The sequence below is a fragment of the Streptomyces sp. NPDC048639 genome (genome assembly GCF_043199075.1).
In the GTDB taxonomy this organism is placed as follows: domain Bacteria; phylum Actinomycetota; class Actinomycetes; order Streptomycetales; family Streptomycetaceae; genus Streptomyces.
This window is the reverse complement of record NZ_JBICVP010000001.1, coordinates 441,370-463,219: the sequence shown is the minus strand read 5'-3', so window position 1 is coordinate 463,219 and position 21,850 is coordinate 441,370. Positions and strand designations below refer to the sequence as shown.

The following is a 21,850-nucleotide window of genomic DNA, read 5'->3' as shown; positions in this document are numbered from 1 at the left end:
CGCATGAGCCATGCGGCCCAAAGTGCGCAGTTCGGCGGCGCTTTGGCCGGAATCAGCGCAGTGCGCTCAACCGCTCCCCGTTCTCCAGGCGCGCGTCGAGTTCCGAGCGGGCGCCCGCCTTCGCGGGCAGCGCCAGGACGTTGCCCCGCGCTCGGCCCCTGACCCCGCCCGACGCCGCGATGGATGCGACCTGTTCGCTGCCCGCGGCCAGCACATGCCACGCCCCTTCCCGCGACTGCCACAGCACACCGGACAGGACATGAGGGGCGTGCGGCCCGCAGGCCGTGGTGTTCTCCGCCTGGGCGGTCACCGCCCCCGGAGCGCCGGCCGCCCTCGACGGTGGCTGGAACTGCGCCATCACGCGGCTGCCCGCGCCGCGCCAGGTCTCGGCGCGTGTGCACACCCAGGCCGCCGTGCCGCCCCGATCCGGCAGCCGCTGCTCCGCGAACTGCCAGGAGTTCACGGCCCGTACCCCCGTGGCGCGCACCGCCGAGAGGTGACAGGCCGTACGCGCCCAGACCGCGCGCGCCGCGTGTCCCGACACATCGCGCGGCTGCCGCTGCGGACCGCCGTACGTGAGCCGAGCCGGAGCCAGCTCGCCGAGATCGGTGAGCAGATGCGGGACGCGGCCGCCTCCGCCCCCGGGGCCATGACCGCCGTGCCGGGTGCGCAACTCCAGGGCGGGCCAGGTACGGCAGGTGGTCGCCGCCGCCGGGCTGGGCATCGCGTCGGTGATCCCGTCGACGGTGCGCCGCAGCGACCGCCCCGAGTCGCGCGGCCGCAGCAGGTCGCGCAGCCGCGCTCCGGAGACCCACGGGGCCGTCAGATAGCGGACGTTGCTGTCGGTACGGCCCACGACGAGCGCGGTGGCCGAGGACGCGTCCGCGTTGTCCGCCCGGGCGAAGTCCAGCACCGCGCCGCCGCCCCCGCCCTGCTTGGCCTCGGCGTACCGCACCACCCGCAGGCCGTCGTACAGGAGCACCACGGCGGCCCGGTCCACCTCGCCCGCGTACAGCAACTGCGCCGGGCCCGGCGGCGGTCCCGAGGCGGTGCCGGGTGTCGCGGATACGCGCACCGCTGCCCCGGGGCGCGCCCAGACGGCCAGCGCCCGGCGCAGCAGGGGCCGGTCGTCGACCCGGTTGCCGCGCGTGGGCCACGCCGTGAAGTCGGTACGGTCCGCCGTGCGCCAGGCGGTGGGTGCCACGTGGGCCAGTTCCGCGGGATCGAGCGCCCGCTCGGAGGCCGGATTGCGGGCGTACGGCGGAGCAGCCGCTCCGTCCGGGCCCCAGCCCTCGCCGGGCAGACCGAGGAGCGTGCCGCACACGACCACGGCGGCGGTCGCCGCGACCGCGGCGCGCACGTGCTGCCTGCGACGGAGCAGATCGGTGGGGCGCGCCTGCAGAGAGCAGGGGTCGAACTCCGGTGACTCCAGCAGGACTTCGTCCCTGCTGCCGCCCGGTGCCGGCATCCGGTCGGCCTCGTCCAGCGCCGACGCCGCGTCCGCCACGCCCGCCGTCTCCAGCAGCCGCCGCACCGCCGGGTCGGTGAGCCGTTCCAGCCCGCGCAGGACATGGGCCGCCCTGGCGGCGGCCGAGACCGACGACAGCGCCTGGTCCAGGGCGAGTTCATCGGCCCCTCCCGGCCGCGGGTGGAGGCGGAGCCCCCAGACGTGCGGCAGCAGCGGGGGCAGATCGGTGCGGCGCGGCAGCCCCCAGCGCCGCCGCGGACGCCCGGCCCTGAGCGCGGCCCGCAGCACCCGCAGCCGTACGTAGGCGTAGCCCGGCTGCTCCGTCGCGCCGTCCTCCTCGGTGCGCGGCGCGGGGAGCCCGGCCTCCTCCGGCCGAACCGGCGCCCCGCGGGCGCCCCGCCCCCGCGGCAGGGCGCGCTGCACCAGCGCGTGCGCGGTGAGCAGCCGGTGGTTCCGGCCGGCCCGGGGCGGCAGGACGAGATACGCGATCCGTACGAGCCGTGGGTAATGCCCGACGAGCGCGGCCTCGGCCTGCTCGAGCCCCACGGCACCGGCCGGGGCGGGGGAGGGAGTGGCTGTCGCCTGCCGTGAGGTCACGTTCAGCAAAACGAGCGAATCGTGCGATGGTCACCTCGACGGTTCAGGCCGGTGGAACACCGGCCCGATGCGAGGAGCCGGTGCCGGCCTCGGCGAGGATCGCCGGCCGGCCGGCCCTGCCCGATTCCTACACGTGCACGAGCCGTCGGAGGCTGTACCGACGGCTCGTGCAGCAGCTACTGGGTACCGGGGTCCGCGGTCGTGGTGGCGGAGGCTCCGGATGCGGACTCCTCGAAGTCCGGGGCCTGGAAGAGGTTCCTGGTCGGAGGCGGCGCCCCTGTCGTGACGCGGAGGGGTGCCGGCTCGGGTTCGGAGAACAGCGAGGTCGTGTCGACGGGACGTCTCCCTTTCGGTGCGGGGATGTTGTGCAGACGTGACGCGGGGGAGGTGCGGTTCGGGTGCCGAGGAGGACGTTCACCTGCTGCCGCCTCGGCCGGGTACGGCGGTCTCAGAGGTTGGTCATCTTGGAGTAGGGACTCGGGATGCGTTTCTGCAGTGAGCCGAAATCGACGAGCACTGCGACCCCGTCCTCGATGGCGGTGACCCGGCCGAGGCCGTACACGTCATGAGTGACCTGGTTTCCGACGGCGAATCGCTCGCACGGCGGGGTGATCGGGGCTTTGAAGGGGCTGGTGGGCAGATGACGCTTGGTTACGGTCGGCTTTCTCATTATCACCAGTATGCGCCTGCCGGTCGGACGAGCTGCCCGGCAGGCGCTCCCGGAGGCCTCTCACGGGTGCCGTTCAGTGCTGCGCCACCAGCTTGATCGCCACCACCGCCACCCCGATGACCGTGTCCAGGACGCCGCCCACGACGGCGGTGGCCGGATGGGCGCCCATGCGCCGGCCACCCGCGTACCCCCAGCCGAAGAGCGAGACCACCCCCGCGCCCGCCGAGATCAGCAGCGCCGAATCCAGGGAGAGGGCGCCCAGCGCGGAGAGGGCCGTCATCACCAGTGGGCCGACGGCGCTGAGCATGAGGGGGCTGGAGACGTACAGCATCCGGAGCCGCTCCCGGCGGTCCGCCCCGCGCCCGTGGACCGCCCGGTGCGCCTGGTCGTCGGCGACGAGGGTCGCCAGCCAGAGCCCGGCGGCCGTGGCGATGACCACGGCCGCCGCGTCCCAGCGCGAGGCGCTCTCGGTGTCGGCGAGCGCCACGACCACCGCGAGCATGGTGATCGTGGAATAGATCCGCTCCTTGAGCCGGGCGGCCTCGGTCTCCGCCACCGGCCCGGGCAGTCCGCCGGGTGCCGGTGACGGTGCCGATGCCGGTCCCGGGGGACCGCCGGACGGCGGCGGACTCATCCGGTCGGGCCTGCCGACCCCGCCGCGCCCGCCCGACCCGCTGCGCCTGCCGTGCTTGCCGGACCAGCCGCGTCCGCCCGACCCGCTGCGTCTGCCGAGCCCGCCGCAGGTCCCAGCTTCCAGCCGCTGAACTCGACGGTCCCGCGCGCCCCGTTCCCGCCGTTCGCCGCCGACATGAACAGCCCCACGTCCTGCGAGGGCGCCGCGCCGGGCACCGTCACCGTCCCCACCGTCCGCCACCCGGCCCCGTCGTCCGCCGAGCATTCGCCGGTGTACGCACCCGAGTCCCGGTCGCGCGTCAGCCGCAGCATGACCGGCGCACGCACCCCCGTCAGGCGCTGGAAGGTGTCGAGCGTCCCGTCGCCATTCGCGTCGTAGGTCAGCACCACGCCGTTGGCCGGCGTCACCGACAGGTTGACGATGCCGGGTGAGCCGGCGGTCGCCAGGCTGTTGCGGGCGATGATGCCGCACCGTGCCCAGGTCCCGGTCACGGCCTGCGTGTCGACCCGTACGGTCACCGACGTGCCGGTGGTCAGCGCGCCCTCGCGGTAGGCGGCGCCGAACTCGGCCGTGCCCTTCCACAGGTCCGCGCCCGCGCCGTCGATGCCGATGCGCTCCCCGAGCTGCCCGAACACGGCCGCGTTGTTCGTCACCGTCCGCCACCCCGCCGCCAGTGGTCCCGCCACGAACAGCGTGCCGGGACGGACCACCCGCACCCGATCCTGGCCCTCCGCCCCGTACGTGGTGGCCAGTTCGTACGGCAGCGGCTTCAGCGGCCGGTCCAGGGGGCCGGCCGGGGCCTTCACCTGCCAGCGGACCGTGCCGCTGCCGCCCGGATCGACGCGCGGCAGCGACGTCGCCCCCTCGGGCCCGGCGTCCACGCCGGTCAGGTGGAAGTCCACGCGCCCGGTGGCGGCCAGGCCGTTGACGTTGCGGAAGTCCGCGGAGACCCGCGCGGTGCCGCCCGGCGGCAGCGTCGACGGCTCGGCCGTGACACCCACAAGGCCCTGGTACGGGGCCGTTGCCAGCACCTCGCGAACCCGCAGCGCCGTGCGGTACGCGTCGCCGGTCGGCCGCAGCGGATAGCTCTTCCGCTCCCGCGTCCACGGCTCCTCGATCGCGTACCAGTCGAAGGACTTCGGCGCGCGGTTCTCGGCGAGCGCGTCCTCAAGATCCTCCAGGAACGCCCGCCACTGCGGGAGGTGGAAGTCGCCGATGAGGCCCTGCCAGTCGCGGTTGGCGTAGTTGGCCAGCCGCCCGCCGTCCGCGGTGACCCGGTCCGCCCAGGTGGTGACGAGCACCCGCGCCGTCCGCTCCAACGCCGCCGACTCCTCGCCGCCCGACGCCATCCGCTTGGCGTCCTCCAGCCAGGGCCCGAGGAGGAACAGCCGGTGCGATCCGGTCACCTCCTCGCTGAGTGCCATCAGCTTCAGCCACAGGCCGGTGAGGGCACGGAGGGTGGCCCGGTCCCCCAGCTCGTACGCGGTCCGGAGCTGGGGGAGGAGCTGCCAGGAGCGGTTGGCCAGCGCCTGCCGTGCGGCGTCCGCCAGGTCGTAGCGGTACGCGTCCGAGCCGCGCAGCCGCGCCCGTACACCCAGCAGCGCCGCGAAGGCCGCGTCGAACCCGGCCGGGTCGAAGGCCGGGGTGTGCGTGGCGTAGTGGGTGCCGGAGGCGGCGGTGAGGCTGGGGCGGGAGGCGAAGATCGAGTCGTGCGGGCGGCCGTCCCGGCTGCTGATCTCGTACGCGGTCCCGCGCAGGGCGGCGAACGCCTCGCGCGCCCGCTGGTCCCGCCCGCCGTACCGCAGATCCGCGTAGCCGTCGAACCAGGCGGCGCGATCGACCGGTTCGTCCCTCCAGGCCAGCTCGCTGAACAGCTCCAGCGCGGCCGGGTCCCGCTCGACGGCCTCCGGCATGTACGCCACACCGCGCAGCATGCTGCCCGGCTTGTCCCGCCACACCGTGAACCGCTCGGCCCACCGGTGGGTCTTGGCGCCGATCGTCGTACGCCCGCCGAAGTTGGGGATGGTGCCGAACGCGTACGGGGTGTTGCCCCAGTCCTTCTCGCGGTCCGTGACCGTCTCCAGGTCCGAAAGCCCGTCCACGACCAGCATCCGGTCCTTGTCGAGGGCGTCGAGGAGGTCACGGCGCGGGTTGTCCTGCCAGCCGAGGATCACCCACACCGCGCCCGGGCGGGACTCCTGCAGGGCCCGTTCGACCGCGCGCGCCGCGTCCGGCACCGGCACGTCACCGGGGTCGCCGCCCTCGTGCAGCAGGTCCATCTTGAAGTGGCCCGCCGGGCCGAGGAGATCCTCCTGGTGGCGGTAGAAGGCGGCTGCCACCCGGCGGAAGGCGTCGGTCCGAGGGTCGAGCCAGTCCGGCCGCTTCAGCCCCGCCCAGTTCCCTTGCGGGATCGTCCGGGCCCCGGGATTGCGGTCGGCGAAACCGTCCGGGACGGTGCCGAAGTAGCCGGGGAGCACGGGCGCCATGCCCATCTCGCGCAGCCGGGCGGTGATCCGGCGCCCCAGGTCGGCCCGCCGGGCGAGGAGTTCCGGGCTGAGCGGCCCGCCGTACGCGCTCATGTTCTGCAGCAGCCACCACGGCTGGTGGGAGGGGGCGGGCAGCCAGGTGCGCGCCTCGGTGTCGGAGTAGCCGAAGCCCTTGAGCAGGCGGTGGTAGACCGCCTCCTGCCCCGGCGTGACCAGAAGCTGATTGAAGCCGTGCAGCGCCATGACGTCGATGAGCCGCTCCCAGCGCGGCCAGTCGGCGTACGGCGCGGTGTAGCCGTCATGCGTGTCGTTGAACGCGAAGCGGCTTGGCACGGTCGCGGACCGCTCCAGGGGGCGGGCCGGGGCGGGCAGCCGGTCCGGCAGTCCGAGCTGGGTGCCGGCCCAGGAGATGTGCGCCCCGCACACGTACTTGAGGTACCAGTGGACGCCGGTCAGCAGCACCGCGGGGCTGGTGCCCGACACCTCGATGCGGCCGGCCGAGCCGGAGACCCGGAACCGTTCGCCTCTCTTCCCGCCTCCGCTCCCGGCCAGCGCTTGGAGGTGGAACTGGTCGGCGTGGTGCGGCAGCAGACGTCCCAGCGCCGCGCGCGCCGGGGCGGTGGAGAAGGGGCCGGGTGCGGCGGCGCCCGCGGGCGGGGCGGCGCCGAGGGCCGCGGCTGCGCCGAGCGCCCCCGCGGTGCCGAGAAGGGTCCGTCTGGCCACGGTGCGGCGGTGCGGATCGGTCACGTGCGCTCCCCACTGTGCGTAACGGTGCGGGTGGTGCGGCGTCATGTCCATGCGGGGTGCACGTTAATGAGACGGGCCAAGGGGGAGCAATGGGGCGCGCGAGAGGAGCACTCCCAGGAAGACTGAGTCATCCGCCGGTCATTCCCGTACGGGGTGGTGGCGGCGTGTGCCGCCGTCCGGAAACGGTCCTGTCAGGAGGTCATCGATGCGAGCACCCAGGCGTATGTCGAGCCGTGCCGCCGCCCTGTCCGCTGTGCTGCTCTTCGCCGCCGGGTGCGGCTTGATGGACGACGGCGACAAGGTGCCGAAGACGGCGACCGGGACCGTGGAGCAGCTCGCGAAGAAGGCCGAGTGCAAGCCCGACATCCAGGTCGACGCGGCGGATCTCCGGCAGGGCATGTGCGATGCCGGCAACAAGAGGAAGTACGTGCTGGCGACGTTCAAGTCGAACACGGGCCAGCAGGACTGGCTGAGCAGTGCGCAGGCCTATGGCGGCTCGTACCTCGTCGGCCCGAAGTGGGTCGCCGCGGGCGACGCGGACGTCATCGGCGACCTGCGCGGCAAGCTCGGCGGGAACGTGGAGAAGGCGCCCGACCACGAGGGCCACGGCGGCGGCTCGGAGGGCGGCGAGGACCACGGCGGCAAGGACCACGAGGACAAGACCGGGAAGCACGGCGGCAGTCACCAAGGCGGCTGACCGGGTGGCGACGCCGGGCCGACCGCCCGGCGGAGCCGGCCGTCCGAGCCGATGAGCCGGACCGCAGCCGAGCCGAGAACGCATCGCAGCAGCCGCGCCGAGAACCGCACCGAAACAACCGCGCCGAGGCCGGACCGCAGCAACCGCACCGAGGATCCGGACCCGGCCGGGCGCCAGGACCGCAAGAAGCCCCCCGCACCTTGAAGGTGCGGGGGGCTTCCCGGTTCGACGGGTCAGGGGGTCAGTTGCATTCACGTCCTTCGTTGATGCAGGACACGGCCTCCGCCATCAGGTCCTCGGAGAAGACGTTGATGAAGTCGTTGTGGTCCGTGATCGGATTGTGCAACTGCTCGGGGAAGGAGTCGACCGCGAAGTTGGGCTCCGGCTGGACGTCGTAGACGAGGCGGATCTGCAGCTGCGGGATCGCCTGGAAGCCGTTGTTGCAGGAGCCGTCCTCATTGGCGAAGTCGACGTGCGTACGGTGGTTGGCGCTGTCGGTGTTCTGGCCGTCCCAGCAGCTCTGGAAGTTGGCCGTGCGCACCACCTGCTCGCCCTCGGGGCAGAGCGGGTACTTGTCCTTGAGCTGCACCTTGTCCTCGAAGCCCGTGCAGCTCCAGGAGGCGTTGGCATTGGCGTCGCCGTTGGTGAGCGCCTTCGCGTCACCGGTGATGATGCGCAGGAAGCGCGGCATCTCCACGACCTCACCGGACGCGTTGCCGGTGAATTTGATCTCTGCCTGGGCCGGTGTCTGGATCTCACCGATGTTGCCGTCCGCGCCACCGCCGGGAGCGTTGGCGTCCGCTTCCTGTGCGCCGTTCTGCACGCGGAGCACGGGCCAGTAGTACGTGGACTGGTCGTCCTGGTTCTGGCAGCTCGTCTCGCCGTTGGCGAGATCGTCGTCCGACACGAAGCCGCCGGTCTCCTGGTTGCCCACGTAGTCGTGCGTGTGCTGGGCACCGTTGCTCACGCCGGGCGCGGCGATGACGTTGTCCGAGTTGCGGTTCCCGTTCTCGTTGGTGCCGCAGGCGGTGGTGAAGGTGCCGGTCGAAGCGCCTTCTTGCTCCTGCGGCTCCTGGACGTTCGGCTGCACCTGGGTGATGTCGACGAAGTCCTCGGGGGACGGGCCGCCGGCCTGCTGGCCGTCGCCCTGGTCCTGACCGTCTCCTTGGTCCTGGCCGTCGCCCTGGTCCTGACCGTCACCTTGGTCCTGACCGTCGCCCTGGTCCTGGCCGTCCTCCGGGGCGGTGCCGCCCTCCTGGACCTGGCACTCGGCCATGCCGCCCAGGTCCTCCGGCGCTTGACCGTCGTTGTTGTTCATGGACTGCGAGATGCGGTCGATGGCGGCCGAACGCTCGTCCTCCAGCGGGCCGAGGACGGAGTTCTGCACCCAGTTCGGGTCGTCCTGGGCGGCCTGCCGGTTCTGCACCATCTTCTGGTACGCCTCGCCGACCTGTCGGTCCATCAGCGAGAGATTGCGGTCGACCTCCTCCCGCGACTGCTGCGGCACCTCAGTGATCTGGTCCCGCACTTCGGGACAGTTGATCGTGGAGGCGTTTCCGACAGGCTGTTCCTGAGCGGAGTCGCCCCCCTGACCGGCATTGGCCGAGACATTGACGGCGATCAGTCCGCCGCCTCCCAGCAGAAGGGCGGCCGCCGCAGCGATTGCCCTTCCTGCCACTGGGGAGCGTTTGTGCGATGTGAGTTTCATGGAACCCCTCTACGTCGTTCCGGAAGATGGGGGGCCTCCCGGTTCGGAGAAGCTCCGTTTCATACGGGCCCGCACTCAACCGTGTTCAGTGACGTATGAGGTTCGTGGGATTCGCCAACAGCAATTGCCCGCAGGGCAGGTCAAATCCAGGCAGCCCGCCTACCCCTGGTCGAGGTAGGCGAGAACGGCCAATACCCGGCGGTTGTCGTCGTCCGACGGCGGAAGCCCCAACTTCCCGAAGATGTTGGAGGTGTGCTTGGCCACCGCCCGCTCGGTGACGAAGAGCTGTGCCGCGATGGCGGTGTTCGACCTGCCCTGGGCCATGAGTCCCATGACCTCGAGCTCCCGCGGGGTCAGTCCGCCGATCGGCCGGTCCTGGGAGTGCCGCGACAGCAACTGCGAGATCACCTGTGGATCCATCGCCGTGCCGCCCGTCGCCACCCGCCGTACCGCGTCGATGAACTGGTCCGCGTCGAACACCCGGTCCTTGAGGAGATACCCCACTCCGCCGTTTCCATCCGCCAGAAGCTCGCGTGCGTACAACTGCTCCACATGCTGGGAGAGCACGAGCACCGGCAGCCCCGGGGTCTTCCCGCGCGCGGCCAGCGCGCACTGCAGCCCTTCGTCGGTGAACGACGGCGGCAACCGGACGTCCACCACCGCCACGTCCGGCTTCATCTCGGCCAGGGCCCGCGTCAGCTCGGGGCCGCTCTCCACGGCCGCCGCGATCTCGAAGCCGTGCGCCTCGAGCAGACGCACCAGCCCGTCTCTGAGCAGGAACAGGTCCTCCGCGACGACAACCCGCACGGTGATCTCCCCCGGTCCGTTCTTCTTTCCTGGTCCCGTGCGGCCACGGTAGCCGTCCCCGGCCCGTCCGCCCTCGGGCCGGGATCACTCAATCGGCATTACTCAGCCGGGCGGCCCCGGCCGGGCCGGGGCCGCCCGGGGTAGGGACGGCCGTCGGACGGCCGTGATCCCGCGACGCGGGATCACCCGGTGCGGGTGAAGCTCCCGGCGGGCCCGGCGGCGTCCGCTGGGTGGGACGGAACACCGGGAACACCGGAAGGGAGACTTCGGATGCCCAAGGAGATGACGGCACAGGAGAGCATCGGCGGCCTCGCCGCGGGCGAGGTGCCCGTGCTGGAGACCCTCGCGCAGATGACCGTCGACACCTTCGAACGCTCGGGCCTGGACGTGGAGGAGTATCTGCTGGCCCGGATCGCCGCGCTGGTGGCGCTGGACGCCGCCCCGGCCTCGTACCTGATCCACGTCGGCGCGGCCGGTGAACTGGGCGTGCCGCTGGAACGCGTGCAGGGCACCCTCACCGCCATCGCCCCCGTCGTCGGCAGCGCGCGGGTCGTGTCCGCCGCCGGCAAGATCGCCGAAGCCTTCGAACTGCCCACGAACGGCGACAGCACGTAGAGCCACGGAGCCGGGCGGGGGTACGGCGCTCCGGCGGTCAGTTCAGCCGGCACGGGATCTCCATCGTCACCATCGTCGGACCCCCGGGCGGGCTGCTGACCGCCAGGATGCCGTCGAACGTGCCCAGCCTCCGTTCCACCCCGGCCAGTCCGCCGTCCGGCGAGAGGCTCGCCCCGCCGCGCCCGTTGTCCGTGACGGCCATCCGGAGCATCCCCGACGGGGCGTCGTGGTGGATGTCGATCCACACGCGCTCCGCCTCCGCGTACTTGGCCGCGTTCGTCAGCACCTCGCTGACCGCGAAGTACGCCGCCGACTCCAACGGCGCCTCCGCCCGGCCCGTCAGCTCCACCGACACCTCCACCGCGACCGGCATGCGCAGGGCCAGGGCCCGTACGGCGTCACCCAGGCCGCGTTCCGCCAGAACCGGCGGGTGGATGCCGCGCACCAGATCGCGCAGCTCGGTCAGCGCCTCCGCGGAGGACTCGCGTGCCGTGGCCAGCAACGCCTTCGCCTGGGCCGGATCCTTCTCCAGTAGCGCCTCGATCGTCCCCAAGCTCATGCCCATGGCTACCAGCCGGGCCTGGGCTCCGTCGTGCAGATCCCGCTCGATACGGCGCAGTTCGGCCGCCGAGCTGTCGACCGCGTCGTGCCGCGTGGCGGTGAGATGCTCGACGCGCTGGGCCAGCGACGCCTTCGTGGGGGACAGCAGCGCGGCGCACATCCGGAAGTGGGCGCGCAGCAGCGCCGGGTTCACAACGAGACTCAAGGCGATGAGAGCGGCACCGAGGGCGGCCGCACCGGCCGCGGACGCCTGGTCGGTGACGTGCACGAAGCCGAACCAGTTGCCGCCCCAGTCGGACCAGACCCGCCACAGGCCCGCCACGACGACGAAGCCCAGGACCCCGTAGGACAGCAGGGCGGCCGGGAGCAGGGCGGTGACGAATCCCGCCGTCATGTCGACGAGCAGCCATTGCAGATCCCGCCAGGTCGCCGGGTCCTTCAGCAGATGGATGCACCGCTCGACCTGCCCGACGACGCCGCCCCGCACCTCGGGAGGCAGCGGCCGGTACGCCGAGGGGATCCGAATGCCCGCCCAGCGGTGGGCGGTGACGCGGCGCTGGTCGGCCCAGAGGCGTACGGCGGCCAGCGCGGGCGGTGTGGTGAAGACACCGACCCCGAGCAGGATGAAGGAGATCGAGACGACCGCGAGCACGAACAGGGTGATCGAAACGGCCAGCGTCCCGATCGACACCACCAGCCCCTGGACAGCTGCCAGCAGCGACTCCCGCACTCTCCTCATGCCACCGACTCCCGCACTGCGCCGTACGCCCGTCCCTCGGGCAGTCTTCAGTCTGACCGCGGGGGAGGGCGGGGTCACGGGGTCGTTCCCCACTTCCCCTGGTGTAGGTAGCACCACCCTCCCGGAGCCGAGCGGCGTCGTGGAAGGAAGGCGCCGCCCTCGCTTCGGGCCCTCTGAGTCGAGCGGTCCCGGTGCAAGGGCGAGCACCTCGGAGTCCACCGCGATCGCAACCCCGGTTCGCGGCAGGGCGTCATCAACACCGGAAGCACCTGTGGCGCCCGAGGAGGTCGAGCCGTGTCCGACGAGCCGAAGGAAGCCGTGTCCGACGAGCCGAAGGAAGCGGAGTCGTCCGCGCTCCGCGTCCAGGCAGTGGCCGATGGTGTCGTGACCGATATCACAGCCGAGGAGCTTCGGCTCACGCTCTCCAACGGCATCGTCGTCCAGCTCTGCCCAGGCCATGACGGTTCGATCGCGGCACGGATCGATGTACAGCCGGATCGACACTTCAGGTTCGTCCTTGTGCCCGGAGCGGCGAACCTCTTCTTCATCAATGCCGAAGGGCACGTTCGCCCGACCGAGTGATTCCGGGTCGGGTTCGTCACCGTCGAAGCAGGCGACCGCGCCGAGATGACCGCTCGGTCCGGTTCCGGCGCCGACGGGGGCGGGGCAACTCCCTCCACTTACCGGGGCAATTCGTCCCGGCCGCACTTTCGGCGCGCTCGGGGTGGCAGCATGTCCGGCCATGACGCACGCCCGGTCGCCCGCGCGACCCGTACGCGCCGCGGTTTTCGCGGCGGTGTGCGTGCTGCTCGCCGGGGCCGGGCACGCTGTGACCTCCGGTGATCACATACCGTGGCAGGCGCTGCTCGCCGCCTTCTGCCTCACGAGTGCCGCCGCCTGGCTCGCTGCGGGACGCCGCCGGGGTGTCCTGTCCATCGGCGGTGGGCTGCTGGCCGTCCAGGGAGCCCTGCACCTGGTCTTCGACGAGGGCCGGATGCCGCGGCACCCGGACGCGATGCGCGGTCTGCCGGCCATGAGCCGCGCTGCGGCCGACGGCGCGGGAGAGGCTCTCTCGGCCCAGGGCGCGGGTGAGGCCCTGGCCGCGCACGGCGCGGGAGTGGCCGGCCACATGAACCATGCCTCCGCGCCCGGCCCCATGGCCGAGGGATCCGGCGCGATGCTCGCCGCCCACCTGCTGGCGGCCGTGTGCTGCGCCTTGTGGCTGTGGCGGGGCGAGGCGGCCTTCTTCCGCCTGCTGCGCTGCCTGGACGCCCTCGCCTTCACGCCGCTGCGGCTGCTGATCGCGGCGGGCGCGTGGCGTACGGCCGTACGCCGACCCGTACGCCCCCGGCCCCGCGCCCGGAGCGCCCGGCGGCCGGCGGACGCATTGCTCGCCCATGTCCTCTCCCGGCGGGGGCCGCCTCGCCGCGCGGTGTTCCGTGACACCGCGCCCATCGGCCTGCCCGCGGCCGCGATCTGATCCGATCCGGCGGCACGTTCGTCCGGCAGGCACGAACCGGTGGGCGTGGCACCGCCCCACCCGGCAGCTCGCAGCCGGACGGCCACGCCGTCCGGCCCGGTCCCCGCGACCGGTGCCGGGATGCGCGCCTCCTCCTGTCATTGCCGCGTACCCGCATGAGCGGAACGCCCGCCCCAGCGGTATGCGGCCGCCACACCGAAGGACACCCATGTCTGTCGACGACCCCGTCCAGGGGACCGAGAGAACCGTTCCTGCTCCTGCCGATGCCGCTCCCGACTCCGCCCCTGAACCTGCCCCTGCCGAGGGGGAGACCCGCGACCAGGACGCGGCCGACGCACCCGCCGAGGGCCGCCCCGGCGGCTGGTCCGCCCTGCGCCCGCTCGTCCTGCGGCTCCACTTCTACGCCGGGCTGCTGATCGCCCCCTTCCTCCTCGTCGCCGCCGTCACCGGCCTCCTCTACGCCGCCTCCATCCAGATCGAGAAGGTCGTCTACGCCGACGAACTCACCGTCCCCGTGGGGGAGTCCGCCGTCCCCCTGGCCCGTCAGGTGGAGGCCGCGCTCGACGCACACCCCGACGGCAAGCTCACCGCCGTATGGCCTTCCGCCGAGGACGGCGCCACCACGCGGGTCCTGCTCAGCGCCCCCGGCGTGGAGGAGGGCAAGTCGCTCGCCGTCTTCGTCGACCCGTACACCGCGGAGGTGCGCGGTTCGCTGGAGAGCTACGGCAGTTCGGGAGCGCTGCCGTTCCGCGCCTGGGTCTCGGAGCTGCACCGCCATCTGCACCTCGGCGAACCCGGGCGCGTCTACAGCGAGTTGGCGGCGAGCTGGCTGTGGGCGGTCGCGCTCGGCGGCCTCCTGCTGTGGCTCGGGCGGCGGCGCGCGGCGCGGGGACGCGGAGGAGCCCGCGGCCTGCTGCTGCCCGAGCGCGGTGCGACGGGGCGGCGGCGCACGCTGTCCTGGCACGGCGCGGTCGGCATCTGGGCCTTCCTGGGCCTGCTGTTCCTCTCCGCGACCGGTCTGACCTGGTCGACGTACGCCGGGGCCAACATCGACGTCCTGCGCAGCGAACTGCGCGGCGCCACCCCGGCGATCGACTCCGCCCTGGACGGCGGCAAGGCGGCCGCCGGGCACGGCGACCACGCGGGCGGACACGGCGGCACGGGAGACGAGGGGCGGGACAAGGGCCCGGACATCGGCCTCGACCAGGTCCACGAGATCGCCGCCGGGCGCAAACTGACCGGCAGCCCCGTGGAGATCACCGTACCCACCGAGCCGGGCACGGCGTACGTCGTCAAGCAGACGGACAAGCAGTGGCCGGTGCACCTCGACGCGATGGCCGTGCACCCGGGCACCGGTGAGGTCACCGACGAACTCCGCTTCGCCGACCACCCGTTGCTCGCCCAGCTCACGCGCTACGGCATCGACGCTCACATGGGGCTGACCTTCGGCCTGGCCAACCAGCTGGTCCTGATGGGGATCTCGCTGGGACTGATCCTGCTGATCGTGTGGGGCTACGTGATGTGGTGGCAGCGCCGGCCCACGAAGTCCCGCCGCCGGGGCGTCGGTCGCCCGATGCCGCGCGGGGCGTGGCGTCGGGTGCCGCTCCCGGTCCTGCTGCCGCTGCTGGCCGTGACGGCGGTGGTGGGATGGTTCGTCCCGCTGCTCGGGATCAGTCTGGTGGCCTTCCTGGCGGTGGACGTCGTGCTCGGCGCGGTGCGCCGCCGGGGTGCGGCTGCGGCCTGACAACTCCCGTGTTGCCCACGGCACTTGGTGTCCCGATTCCCCGGGTTCGGGGGGTCGGGACACGGGGGATCGGGACCGTCACCGCAGACCGGCGGGAGGCGGGACGCCGGGAGCCGCGGGGCCGCGGGGTCGGGGCCGGGCCGGGCCCCCGGAACCCCGCGGGCCGGGTCCCAGGGCGTGCGTCCCGGAAGCGCCTCCGGGACGCACGCCCTGGACGCTAGACAGCGGGCGGCACGTACTTGTAGCCGACCCGTCGCACCGTCACGATCGCCTCCCGGTACGCGGCGCCCAGCTTGCGCCGGAGGCGGGCGATGTGGACGTCCACGGTGCGCCCGTCGCCCACGTGTCCGTAGCCCCACACCGTTGTGACGAGGTGGTCGCGGCTGTGCACCCGGTGCGGATGGGCGACGAGATGGGCGAGCAGTTCGAACTCGAGGTAGGTCAGGTCCAGCGGACGACCGTCGACGTCGGCCGTGCGCCGCTCCTCGTCGACCCGTACGGGACCGGAACCGGCCCCGGCTCCCGCCCCTGCAACGCCGGATCCGAAGGCGTCGGGGACGGCGCGGCCGGCATCGGCCGGTGCGACGCTCGCCGGTGCGACGGCGAGCCCCGCGGGCGGCTCGTCGGCCGGTACGAGCACCAGGTAGCCGACCATCGGCGGCTGACCCGGCAGGGCCGGCAGCGTGTGCTGCGGCGCCGGCAGCCAGGTGGCCCCCGGCGGCAGGACGTCCGGGAGACCGACCACCTCGTCAGGGTCGACGGCCCGGAGCCGGTGACGGCCCAGCGCCGCGGACGGGGCACCGGGCGGAACCGACGAGACGGGGGAGACGGCGGCTGCGGCGGTGGCCGGCCGCGCGCCCACGGAAGCAGCGGAGAGAGTACGGGTGTTGGTCATGGTGAGCTCAGCTCTTTCGCGCGAGAAGTCGTCAAGAGGACATCGAGCGCGCGGGCCTTGTGCCGGTGTTTTCAGGGAACCGGCGGCTGACGGGGAGCCGCGCCGGACGGATCGGCGGTGGCGCGTGCCGGGCGGACGGCGGCCGGGTCAGCGGCAGATGGGGGCCTGCGCGGAGAACGCGCGGCAACACACCCGGTCGAAGTCGTGATCCTGCCGGGAGGGCCAGAACGGCTCGAGGTCGCCGTGGACCGGCGAAGTGTTCCGGAGGATGGCCATGGCCCCATTGAAGCAGAACGGATCCCGGATAGGACCCGCTCGCTCACCAGGTGATACGGAAACCGGCGTGACGCGTGACACGGAGGCGGGATGCTCCATTTGCCGGGTCGCCGGGTCGCCGGGTCGCCGGGTCGCCGGGTCGCCGGGTCGCCGGGTCGCCGGGTCGCCGCGGAGCCGTGGAGCGGTGGAGCGGTGGAGCGGTGGAGCGGTGGAGCGGTGGAGCCGTGAGGTTCCGGTGCGGGCCCTGCCGGGGACAGGGGAGCGGGCGAACCCGCCGCAGCTCTGCGGTCCCGCGCAACGCCGGGCGCACGGCGTACGGGGGGCTGCCGCGCATCGCGGCGCGTCGTGGGTGACATGGCTCATGAAGCGGCGTCGGCGGGGTTAGGCTGCGCGCCGACCGGTGCCCGGTGTGGGAATCCGCGGCGGTGGCGAAGGACGTACCCGAAGACCAAGGTGTGCCCGGGTGCCTACTGCCGACGTGCGACGTGGGGCGTCCGGCACAGCGGGCGCGGGCGGCGAGGAGAGGCGGCACCCCCATGCGCATCGGACTGCTCGGTACGGGCCCCTGGGCGGAAGCCGTGCACGCACCCGCGCTGGACGCGCATGCCGAGGTCGAGTTCGCCGGAGTGTGGGGCCGCAGGCCCGCGGCCGCCGGGGCGATCGCGGACCGGCACGGCACACGGACGTATCCCGACCCCGACGCGCTGTTCGCCGATGCGGACGCCGTCGCCATCGCGCTGCCCCCGGACGTGCAGGCCCCGCTCGCGGCCCGCGCCGCGGACGCGGGGTGCCATCTGCTCCTGGACAAGCCCGTCGCGACGACCGCCGAGGACGCCCGCCGCACCGCCGAGGCTGCCGACCGCTCGGGGGTCGCCTCGGTCGTCTTCTTCACGCTGCGCTTCGACCCCGTCGCGGCGGTCTGGATCGACCAACAGGCCGAGCTGGGCGGCTGGTTCACGGGGCGGGCGGACTGGCTCGGTTCGGTGTTCGCCGGTGACGGCACCGGCCCCTTCGCGGCCTCGCCGTGGCGCCGGGAGAAGGGCGCCCTGTGGGACGTCGGCCCGCATGCGCTGTCCGTGCTGCTGCCCCTGCTCGGCGACGCCGCCGTCCCGGCCGGTGGCGGCGGGATCGCCGCACTCCGCGGGCCCGGTGACACCGTGCATGTGGTGCTGCGGCACGAGGGCGGCGCGTCGAGCACCGCCACGCTGAGCCTGACCGCACCGCCCGCCGCCTCCGGGGTGAACGTCGAACTGCGCGGCGAGCACGGCACGGTGTCGCTTCCGCAGGGCGACGGCGAGGTGATCACGACCTTCGGGCATGCCGTCGACGCGCTGCTTGCCGCGGCGCGTACGGGTACCCCGCACGCTTGCGACATCCGTTTCGGCCTGCGGGTGACGGAGATCCTCGCGGCGGCCGAACAGGCCCTGCCGAAGGGCTGATCCCCAGGACGCACAGCAGACGCACGCCAAAGGGCCGACACCGAGGGCTGAGTCCAGGGTCCGACCCGAGGGCCGTCGTCGGGAGGGGAACGGCGGGCCGACGCCCGCGCCGTTGCAGCGGGAGCGGCTGCGCTGCTGCGCGGCCGGGCGTTCGGGCGTTCGGGCGCGCGGACCGGCCGGACTCTCGGATACGACCGGGGCTGCCGTGCGGCGGCCGTCCGATCACTCCCGTACGAGACAGAACGGGTGCCCCGCCGGGTCCGCGTAGACCCGCCAACTCCGCTTGCCGTCCCCGGCGTCCAGCGCCGTCGCGCCCAGCGCGAGTACCTCCCGCTCCGCGCGGTCGAGGTCCTCGACCCCGACATCGAGGTGGAACTGCTGCGGATGCTCGGGGTCCGGCCACCGCGGCGGCCGGTGGTCCAGCGCCCGCTGGAACGCGAGAACCTGGCCGCCGGTGTGCAGCGTCGACCAGTCGTCGTCCAGCGACCATCCGGACACGGGTCTGTCGACTTCGCCGCCGAGAACGCTCTGGTAGAAGGCGGCGAGCGCCTGGGGATCCGGACAGTCCAGGACAACGCAGTGCAGTGTGCCGATCATGTCAGTTCAGCTCTCCATCCTCGCGTCGGACGATCTGTCGTCGTGGTGCAGGACGTGGACGACGACCGGGTTGCCGAACAGGCTGTCCTCGCGGTGCGGTACGAAGCCGAGGCGCTCGGCGACCCTGACCGACGGCGTGTTCCCGGGGCGGATCATGGCCGTGACCGACCGGAGCCCGAGCGTGGCGAATCCCCAGTCGACGACCGCGCGGGCCGCCTCCGTCGCGTACCCCTGCCCCCAGGCGTCGGCCCGCAGCGTCCACCCGGCCTCGACCTCGTCGAACTGCGGCCAGTGGTTCAGGCCCGACCGCCCCAGGAAGGCGCCGGTCGCCCTCGACTCGATCGCGCAGAGACCGTGTCCGCGCTCGGCCCACTGGCTCTCCACGGCAGCGAGCCGCTCCAGCGCCTGCTCGCGCGAGTAGGCGCCGACGTAGGCGCTCACGCGCTCGTCGGCGTGCAGGGCGACGAACGCTTCCACGTCGGCCACGGTCAGTGGCCTCAGCCGCAGTCGTCCGGTCTCGATGACGGTCACGCGGCCGAGCGTAGACCGGGGGTCCGACAGTCGCGGTCCGGTCCGGTCCGGTCCGGTCCGGTCCGGGCGGGATGCGGGATGCGGGATGCGGGATTGTGGGCGAGGTGGGCGGGGCGGGTGGGCTTGTGGCACGGACCGTGATGGCCGCGCTTCACGCCTGCCCACCCGGCCCCGCCCGCGCTTCACGTCCGCCCACCCGGCCCCGCCCGAAGTTCACGCCCGCCCACCCGGTCCCGCCCGCGACCGCATGCCGTCGAGCGGCAGAGGCGCCCCGTCAGAGGTCCCGGGCCCGGTCAGAGGCTGATTCGGGCCGAGACCCCGGGCCGGGTCAGAGGCTGACCTGTACGGCCAGCGCCCCCTCGCCCTCCCGCCGTTCCACGACCCCGATCCGCCCCGCCGCGCGCACGTCCGCGTCGACCAGGGCGAACCGGTCCAGCGCGGACCGCGGCCCGGAGACGACCGCCCTGGCCACATCCGCCCGCATCGACACCTTGGCCTCCGACTTCGCCCTGCGGACCGCCGCGATGACCTCCGACGCGGTGGCGAGCAGCGCACGGTCCCCTCCTGCGGCCAGCGCGCGGAGCTCCCCGGCGTCCGGCCAGGCGGCGCGGTGGACCGAGCCCTCCGCCCGCCACGACCACACCTCCTCCGTGACGAACGGCAGGACGGGAGCGAAGAGGCGGAGCAGGGTGTCGAGGGCCGCGGCGAGGGCGGTACGAGCCGAGTCCGTACCGGCGGCCGAGTCCGTACGCGTCGAGTCCGTCCCTGCGGAGTGCGTACCCGCCGAGTCCGTACGCGCAGAGTCCGCACGGCCGGAATCCGCCCCGGCCCGATCCCCGTACGCGCGGTCCTTGACCAACTCCACGTAGTCGTCGCAGAAGCGCCAGAAGAACTGCTCCGTGCGCTCCAGGGCGCGGGCATAGTCAAAGGTCTCGAACGCGGCCGTGACGTCCTCGACGGTCGCCGCCAGTTCCGCGAGCATCGCGCGGTCCAGTGGTTCCGTGACCTCCGCCGCCCGCGGTGCCTCGCCGAAACTCCGCACGAACCGGCTCGCGTTGAGGATCTTCATGGCCAGCCGCCGACCGACCTTCATCTGCCCGACGTCGAAGGCCGTGTCCGTGCCGGGGCGTCCGCCCGCCGCCCAGTACCGGACGGCGTCCGAGCCGTGCTGGACGAGGAGATCGACGGGCGTGACGACATTGCCCCTGCTCTTGGACATCTTCTTGCGGTCCGGATCGAGGATCCAGCCCGAGATGGCGGCGTGCCTCCACGGCAGGACGTCGTGTTCGGCATGCGCCCTGACGACGGTCGAGAACAGCCAGGTGCGGATGATCTCGTGGGCTTGCGGCCGCAGGTCCATCGGGAAGACGCGCTCGAAGAGATCCGGGTCCTCCAGCCACCGGCCGGCGATCTGCGGGGTGAGCGAGGAGGTGGCCCAGGTGTCCATCACATCGGGGTCGCCGGTGAAGCCGTGCGGTGCGCCGCGCTGCTCCTCGGCGTACCCGGGCGGAGCCTCCGCGCCGGGGTCGACCGGCAGTGCGGCCTCGTCGGGGACGATGGGCCGGGAGTGGTCCGGGCGGCCCGCGCCGTCGAGCGGGTACCAGACCGGGATCGGCACGCCGAAGAAGCGCTGGCGGCTGATCAGCCAGTCGCCGTTGAGACCGCTGACCCAGTTCTCGTACCGCACCCGCATATGGTCCGGATGCCAGGTCAACTCCCTCCCACGGGCGAGGAGTTCGTCGCGGAGCGCGGCGTCCCGCCCGCCGTTGCGCAGATACCACTGGCGGGTGGTGACGATCTCCAGCGGCTTGTCGCCCTTCTCGAAGAACTTCACCGCGTGCGTGACCGGCCGGGGCTCGCCCTCCAGGTCGCCGCCCTCGCGCAGCATCTCCACGATGCGCTCCCGCGCGGTGTGCGCGGTCGCGCCGGCGAGTCGGGCGTACGCGGCGCGGGCCCGCTCCGACTCCAGGCCTGCGGGCGGATCGGCCCTGAAGCGTCCGTCCCAGCCGATGACCGGGCGCGTGGCGAGCCGCAGTTCCCGCCACCACGTCACATCGGTCGTGTCGCCGAAGGTGCACACCATGGCGATCCCGGAGCCCTTCTCCGGGTCGGCCGCCTCATGGGCCAGGACAGGCACCTCGACACCGAAGAGGGGCGTACGGACGCTCGTACCGAACAGCTCCCGGTAGCGCGCGTCATCGGGGTGCGCGACGAGGGCGACGCAGGCGGGGAGCAGCTCGGGACGCGTCGTCTCGATCATGACGCGGCGGCCGTCCGTCGAGAGGGTGCGCCCGTCCGCCGACGGGGTGCTCGTATCCCTGGCGGCCCTGCCGTGGAACGACAGCCGGTGGTACGCGGCCGGCCGTTCCCGGTCCTCCAGCTCCGCCTGCGCGACCGCCGTACGGAAGGTGACGTCCCACAGCGTGGGCGCCTCCGCCCCGTACGCCTCGCCGCGCGCCAGTCCGCGCAGGAAGGCGAGCTGCGAGGTGGCGCGCGCCTCGTCGCTGATGGTCCGGTAGGCCCGGGTCCAGTCCACGGACAGGCCCAGGCGCCGCCACAGGTCCTCGAACGCCGTCTCGTCCTCGGCGGTCAGCCGCTCGCACAGCTCGATGAAGTTCCGCCGGGAGACGGGGAGTTGGGTTTGGCCGGGCTTCTCGGGCGGGACGAAGCCGGGGTCGTGGGGCAGCGCGGGGTCGCAGCGGACGCCGAAGTGGTTCTGGACGCGCCGCTCGGTGGGCAGGCCGTTGTCGTCCCACCCCATCGGATAGAAGACTTCCTTGCCGCGCATGCGCTGGTAGCGGGCGATGGCGTCGGTGTGCGTGTACGAGAAGACGTGGCCGACGTGCAGGGAGCCGCTGACCGTGGGCGGTGGGGTGTCGATCGAGAACACCTGATCGCGCGTCTTCGACCGGTCGAATACATACGTGCCGCACTCGTCCCACCGCCGTGACCACTTCTCTTCCAGCCCTTCGAGCCGGGGCTTCTCGGGAACGCCCGCTGCCGTTCCGGCCGGGCGGTGGGAATGCGTCATACGTCCGCATGCTAGCCAGGCGGGTGGGGCCTCGCGCGACCCATTTCGAGGCGGCCGGTCCGAGGCGCGGTCCGAGGCGGCCGGTCCGAGATGCTGTTCGGGGGTGGCCAAGCGGGGGTGCTGCTCGG

At 73.1% G+C, this 21,850-nt stretch carries 18 protein-coding genes; 6 read left to right on the top strand and 12 right to left on the bottom strand.

The genetic code is table 11. The annotated features are described in order from the left end of the window. Positions 1–52 precede the first annotated feature (52 nt). From ACGFNH_RS01985 to ACGFNH_RS01970, 4 genes are all read right to left on the bottom strand, one after another. Positions 53–2,065: a hypothetical protein gene (locus ACGFNH_RS01985; protein WP_393651025.1), complete on the bottom strand. Its 2,013-nt coding sequence runs from the start codon at positions 2,063–2,065 to the stop codon at positions 53–55. 448 nt (positions 2,066–2,513) lie between these two features. Next, entirely contained in the window at positions 2,514–2,735 is a 222-nt protein-coding gene (locus tag ACGFNH_RS01980; protein ID WP_393651024.1) for a hypothetical protein, read from the bottom strand. 73 nt (positions 2,736–2,808) lie between these two features. Further along, positions 2,809–3,291, bottom strand: a complete 483-nt coding sequence (locus tag ACGFNH_RS01975) for a hypothetical protein (protein ID WP_393651023.1) — start codon at positions 3,289–3,291, stop codon at positions 2,809–2,811. Between the two features lie 74 nt (positions 3,292–3,365). Then, positions 3,366–6,602 carry an alpha-N-acetylglucosaminidase gene (locus ACGFNH_RS01970; protein ID WP_393651022.1) on the bottom strand — a complete coding sequence of 1,079 codons (3,237 nt, stop codon included), beginning with the start codon at positions 6,600–6,602 and terminating at the stop codon, positions 3,366–3,368. Positions 6,603–6,807: 205 nt separating this feature from the next. Between ACGFNH_RS01970 and ACGFNH_RS01965 the strand changes: the two genes are divergently transcribed. Then, positions 6,808–7,299 (top strand): hypothetical protein, encoded by a 492-nt coding sequence (locus ACGFNH_RS01965; protein WP_393651021.1) that lies wholly within the window; start codon positions 6,808–6,810, stop codon positions 7,297–7,299. Between the two features lie 241 nt (positions 7,300–7,540). Here ACGFNH_RS01965 and ACGFNH_RS01960 read toward each other — a convergent pair whose 3' ends face one another. Both ACGFNH_RS01960 and ACGFNH_RS01955 read right to left on the bottom strand, forming a co-directional pair. After that, positions 7,541–9,007 carry a DUF1996 domain-containing protein gene (locus ACGFNH_RS01960; RefSeq protein ID WP_393651020.1) on the bottom strand — a complete coding sequence of 489 codons (1,467 nt, stop codon included), beginning with the start codon at positions 9,005–9,007 and terminating at the stop codon, positions 7,541–7,543. A 159-nt stretch (positions 9,008–9,166) separates the two neighbouring features. Continuing rightward, positions 9,167–9,814 carry a LuxR C-terminal-related transcriptional regulator gene (locus ACGFNH_RS01955; RefSeq protein WP_393651019.1) on the bottom strand — a complete coding sequence of 216 codons (648 nt, stop codon included), beginning with the start codon at positions 9,812–9,814 and terminating at the stop codon, positions 9,167–9,169. A gap of 270 nt (positions 9,815–10,084) precedes the next feature. Between ACGFNH_RS01955 and ACGFNH_RS01950 the strand changes: the two genes are divergently transcribed. Further along, entirely contained in the window at positions 10,085–10,429 is a 345-nt protein-coding gene (locus ACGFNH_RS01950) for a carboxymuconolactone decarboxylase family protein (RefSeq protein WP_393651018.1), read from the top strand. A 37-nt stretch (positions 10,430–10,466) separates the two neighbouring features. Here the strand turns inward: ACGFNH_RS01950 and ACGFNH_RS01945 are convergent, their stop codons facing one another. Then, positions 10,467–11,729, bottom strand: coding sequence for a sensor domain-containing protein (locus ACGFNH_RS01945; protein ID WP_393651017.1), 1,263 nt, complete (start codon positions 11,727–11,729; stop codon positions 10,467–10,469). A 294-nt stretch (positions 11,730–12,023) separates the two neighbouring features. On the opposite strand from ACGFNH_RS01945, the gene ACGFNH_RS01940 reads away from it, so the two are divergent. The 3 genes from ACGFNH_RS01940 to ACGFNH_RS01930 all read left to right on the top strand — a co-directional run bounded on the left by ACGFNH_RS01940 (position 12,024) and on the right by ACGFNH_RS01930 (position 14,953). Next, on the top strand, positions 12,024–12,311 hold the full coding sequence (locus tag ACGFNH_RS01940; RefSeq protein ID WP_393651016.1) for a hypothetical protein: 288 nt from the start codon (positions 12,024–12,026) through the stop codon (positions 12,309–12,311). Between the two features lie 160 nt (positions 12,312–12,471). Continuing rightward, positions 12,472–13,209, top strand: a complete 738-nt coding sequence (locus ACGFNH_RS01935; protein WP_393651015.1) for a hypothetical protein — start codon at positions 12,472–12,474, stop codon at positions 13,207–13,209. Between the two features lie 208 nt (positions 13,210–13,417). Beyond that, positions 13,418–14,953, top strand: a complete 1,536-nt coding sequence (locus tag ACGFNH_RS01930) for a PepSY-associated TM helix domain-containing protein (RefSeq protein ID WP_393651014.1) — start codon at positions 13,418–13,420, stop codon at positions 14,951–14,953. A 217-nt stretch (positions 14,954–15,170) separates the two neighbouring features. Here the strand turns inward: ACGFNH_RS01930 and ACGFNH_RS01925 are convergent, their stop codons facing one another. Further along, complete coding sequence (locus ACGFNH_RS01925) at positions 15,171–15,848, bottom strand: winged helix-turn-helix domain-containing protein (protein WP_393651013.1); 678 nt, start codon at positions 15,846–15,848, stop codon at positions 15,171–15,173. Positions 15,849–15,995: 147 nt separating this feature from the next. Further along, the gene (locus ACGFNH_RS01920) at positions 15,996–16,124 is read right to left on the bottom strand and encodes a hypothetical protein (RefSeq protein WP_393651012.1); all 129 of its coding nucleotides are present in this window, start codon (positions 16,122–16,124) and stop codon (positions 15,996–15,998) included. Between the two features lie 536 nt (positions 16,125–16,660). On the opposite strand from ACGFNH_RS01920, the gene ACGFNH_RS01915 reads away from it, so the two are divergent. Next, positions 16,661–17,563 (top strand): Gfo/Idh/MocA family protein, encoded by a 903-nt coding sequence (locus ACGFNH_RS01915; protein ID WP_393651011.1) that lies wholly within the window; start codon positions 16,661–16,663, stop codon positions 17,561–17,563. Positions 17,564–17,785: 222 nt separating this feature from the next. Here the strand turns inward: ACGFNH_RS01915 and ACGFNH_RS01910 are convergent, their stop codons facing one another. From ACGFNH_RS01910 to valS, 3 genes are all read right to left on the bottom strand, one after another. After that, positions 17,786–18,160 carry a VOC family protein gene (locus ACGFNH_RS01910; RefSeq protein WP_393651010.1) on the bottom strand — a complete coding sequence of 125 codons (375 nt, stop codon included), beginning with the start codon at positions 18,158–18,160 and terminating at the stop codon, positions 17,786–17,788. 6 nt (positions 18,161–18,166) lie between these two features. Next, positions 18,167–18,691, bottom strand: coding sequence for a GNAT family N-acetyltransferase (locus ACGFNH_RS01905; RefSeq protein ID WP_393651009.1), 525 nt, complete (start codon positions 18,689–18,691; stop codon positions 18,167–18,169). A gap of 328 nt (positions 18,692–19,019) precedes the next feature. Beyond that, positions 19,020–21,722, bottom strand: a complete 2,703-nt coding sequence (valS, locus tag ACGFNH_RS01900; RefSeq protein ID WP_393651008.1) for a valine--tRNA ligase — start codon at positions 21,720–21,722, stop codon at positions 19,020–19,022. Positions 21,723–21,850 lie beyond the last annotated feature (128 nt).

Bases quoted from the DNA above. Each gene is read 5' to 3' on its own strand.
- ACGFNH_RS01935 (WP_393651015.1), top strand. From the start codon at position 12,472: ATGACGCACGCCCGGTCGCCCGCGCGACCCGTACGCGCCGCGGTTTTC.
- ACGFNH_RS01910 (WP_393651010.1), bottom strand. From the start codon at position 18,160: ATGATCGGCACACTGCACTGCGTTGTCCTGGACTGTCCGGATCCCCAG.
- ACGFNH_RS01930 (WP_393651014.1), top strand. From the start codon at position 13,418: ATGTCTGTCGACGACCCCGTCCAGGGGACCGAGAGAACCGTTCCTGCT.
- ACGFNH_RS01925 (WP_393651013.1), bottom strand. From the start codon at position 15,848: ATGACCAACACCCGTACTCTCTCCGCTGCTTCCGTGGGCGCGCGGCCG.
- ACGFNH_RS01980 (WP_393651024.1), bottom strand. From the start codon at position 2,735: ATGAGAAAGCCGACCGTAACCAAGCGTCATCTGCCCACCAGCCCCTTC.
- ACGFNH_RS01920 (WP_393651012.1), bottom strand. From the start codon at position 16,124: ATGGCCATCCTCCGGAACACTTCGCCGGTCCACGGCGACCTCGAGCCG.
- ACGFNH_RS01915 (WP_393651011.1), top strand. From the start codon at position 16,661: ATGCGCATCGGACTGCTCGGTACGGGCCCCTGGGCGGAAGCCGTGCAC.
- ACGFNH_RS01950 (WP_393651018.1), top strand. From the start codon at position 10,085: ATGCCCAAGGAGATGACGGCACAGGAGAGCATCGGCGGCCTCGCCGCG.
- ACGFNH_RS01960 (WP_393651020.1), bottom strand. From the start codon at position 9,007: ATGAAACTCACATCGCACAAACGCTCCCCAGTGGCAGGAAGGGCAATC.
- valS (WP_393651008.1), bottom strand. From the start codon at position 21,722: ATGACGCATTCCCACCGCCCGGCCGGAACGGCAGCGGGCGTTCCCGAG.
- ACGFNH_RS01945 (WP_393651017.1), bottom strand. From the start codon at position 11,729: ATGAGGAGAGTGCGGGAGTCGCTGCTGGCAGCTGTCCAGGGGCTGGTG.
- ACGFNH_RS01965 (WP_393651021.1), top strand. From the start codon at position 6,808: ATGCGAGCACCCAGGCGTATGTCGAGCCGTGCCGCCGCCCTGTCCGCT.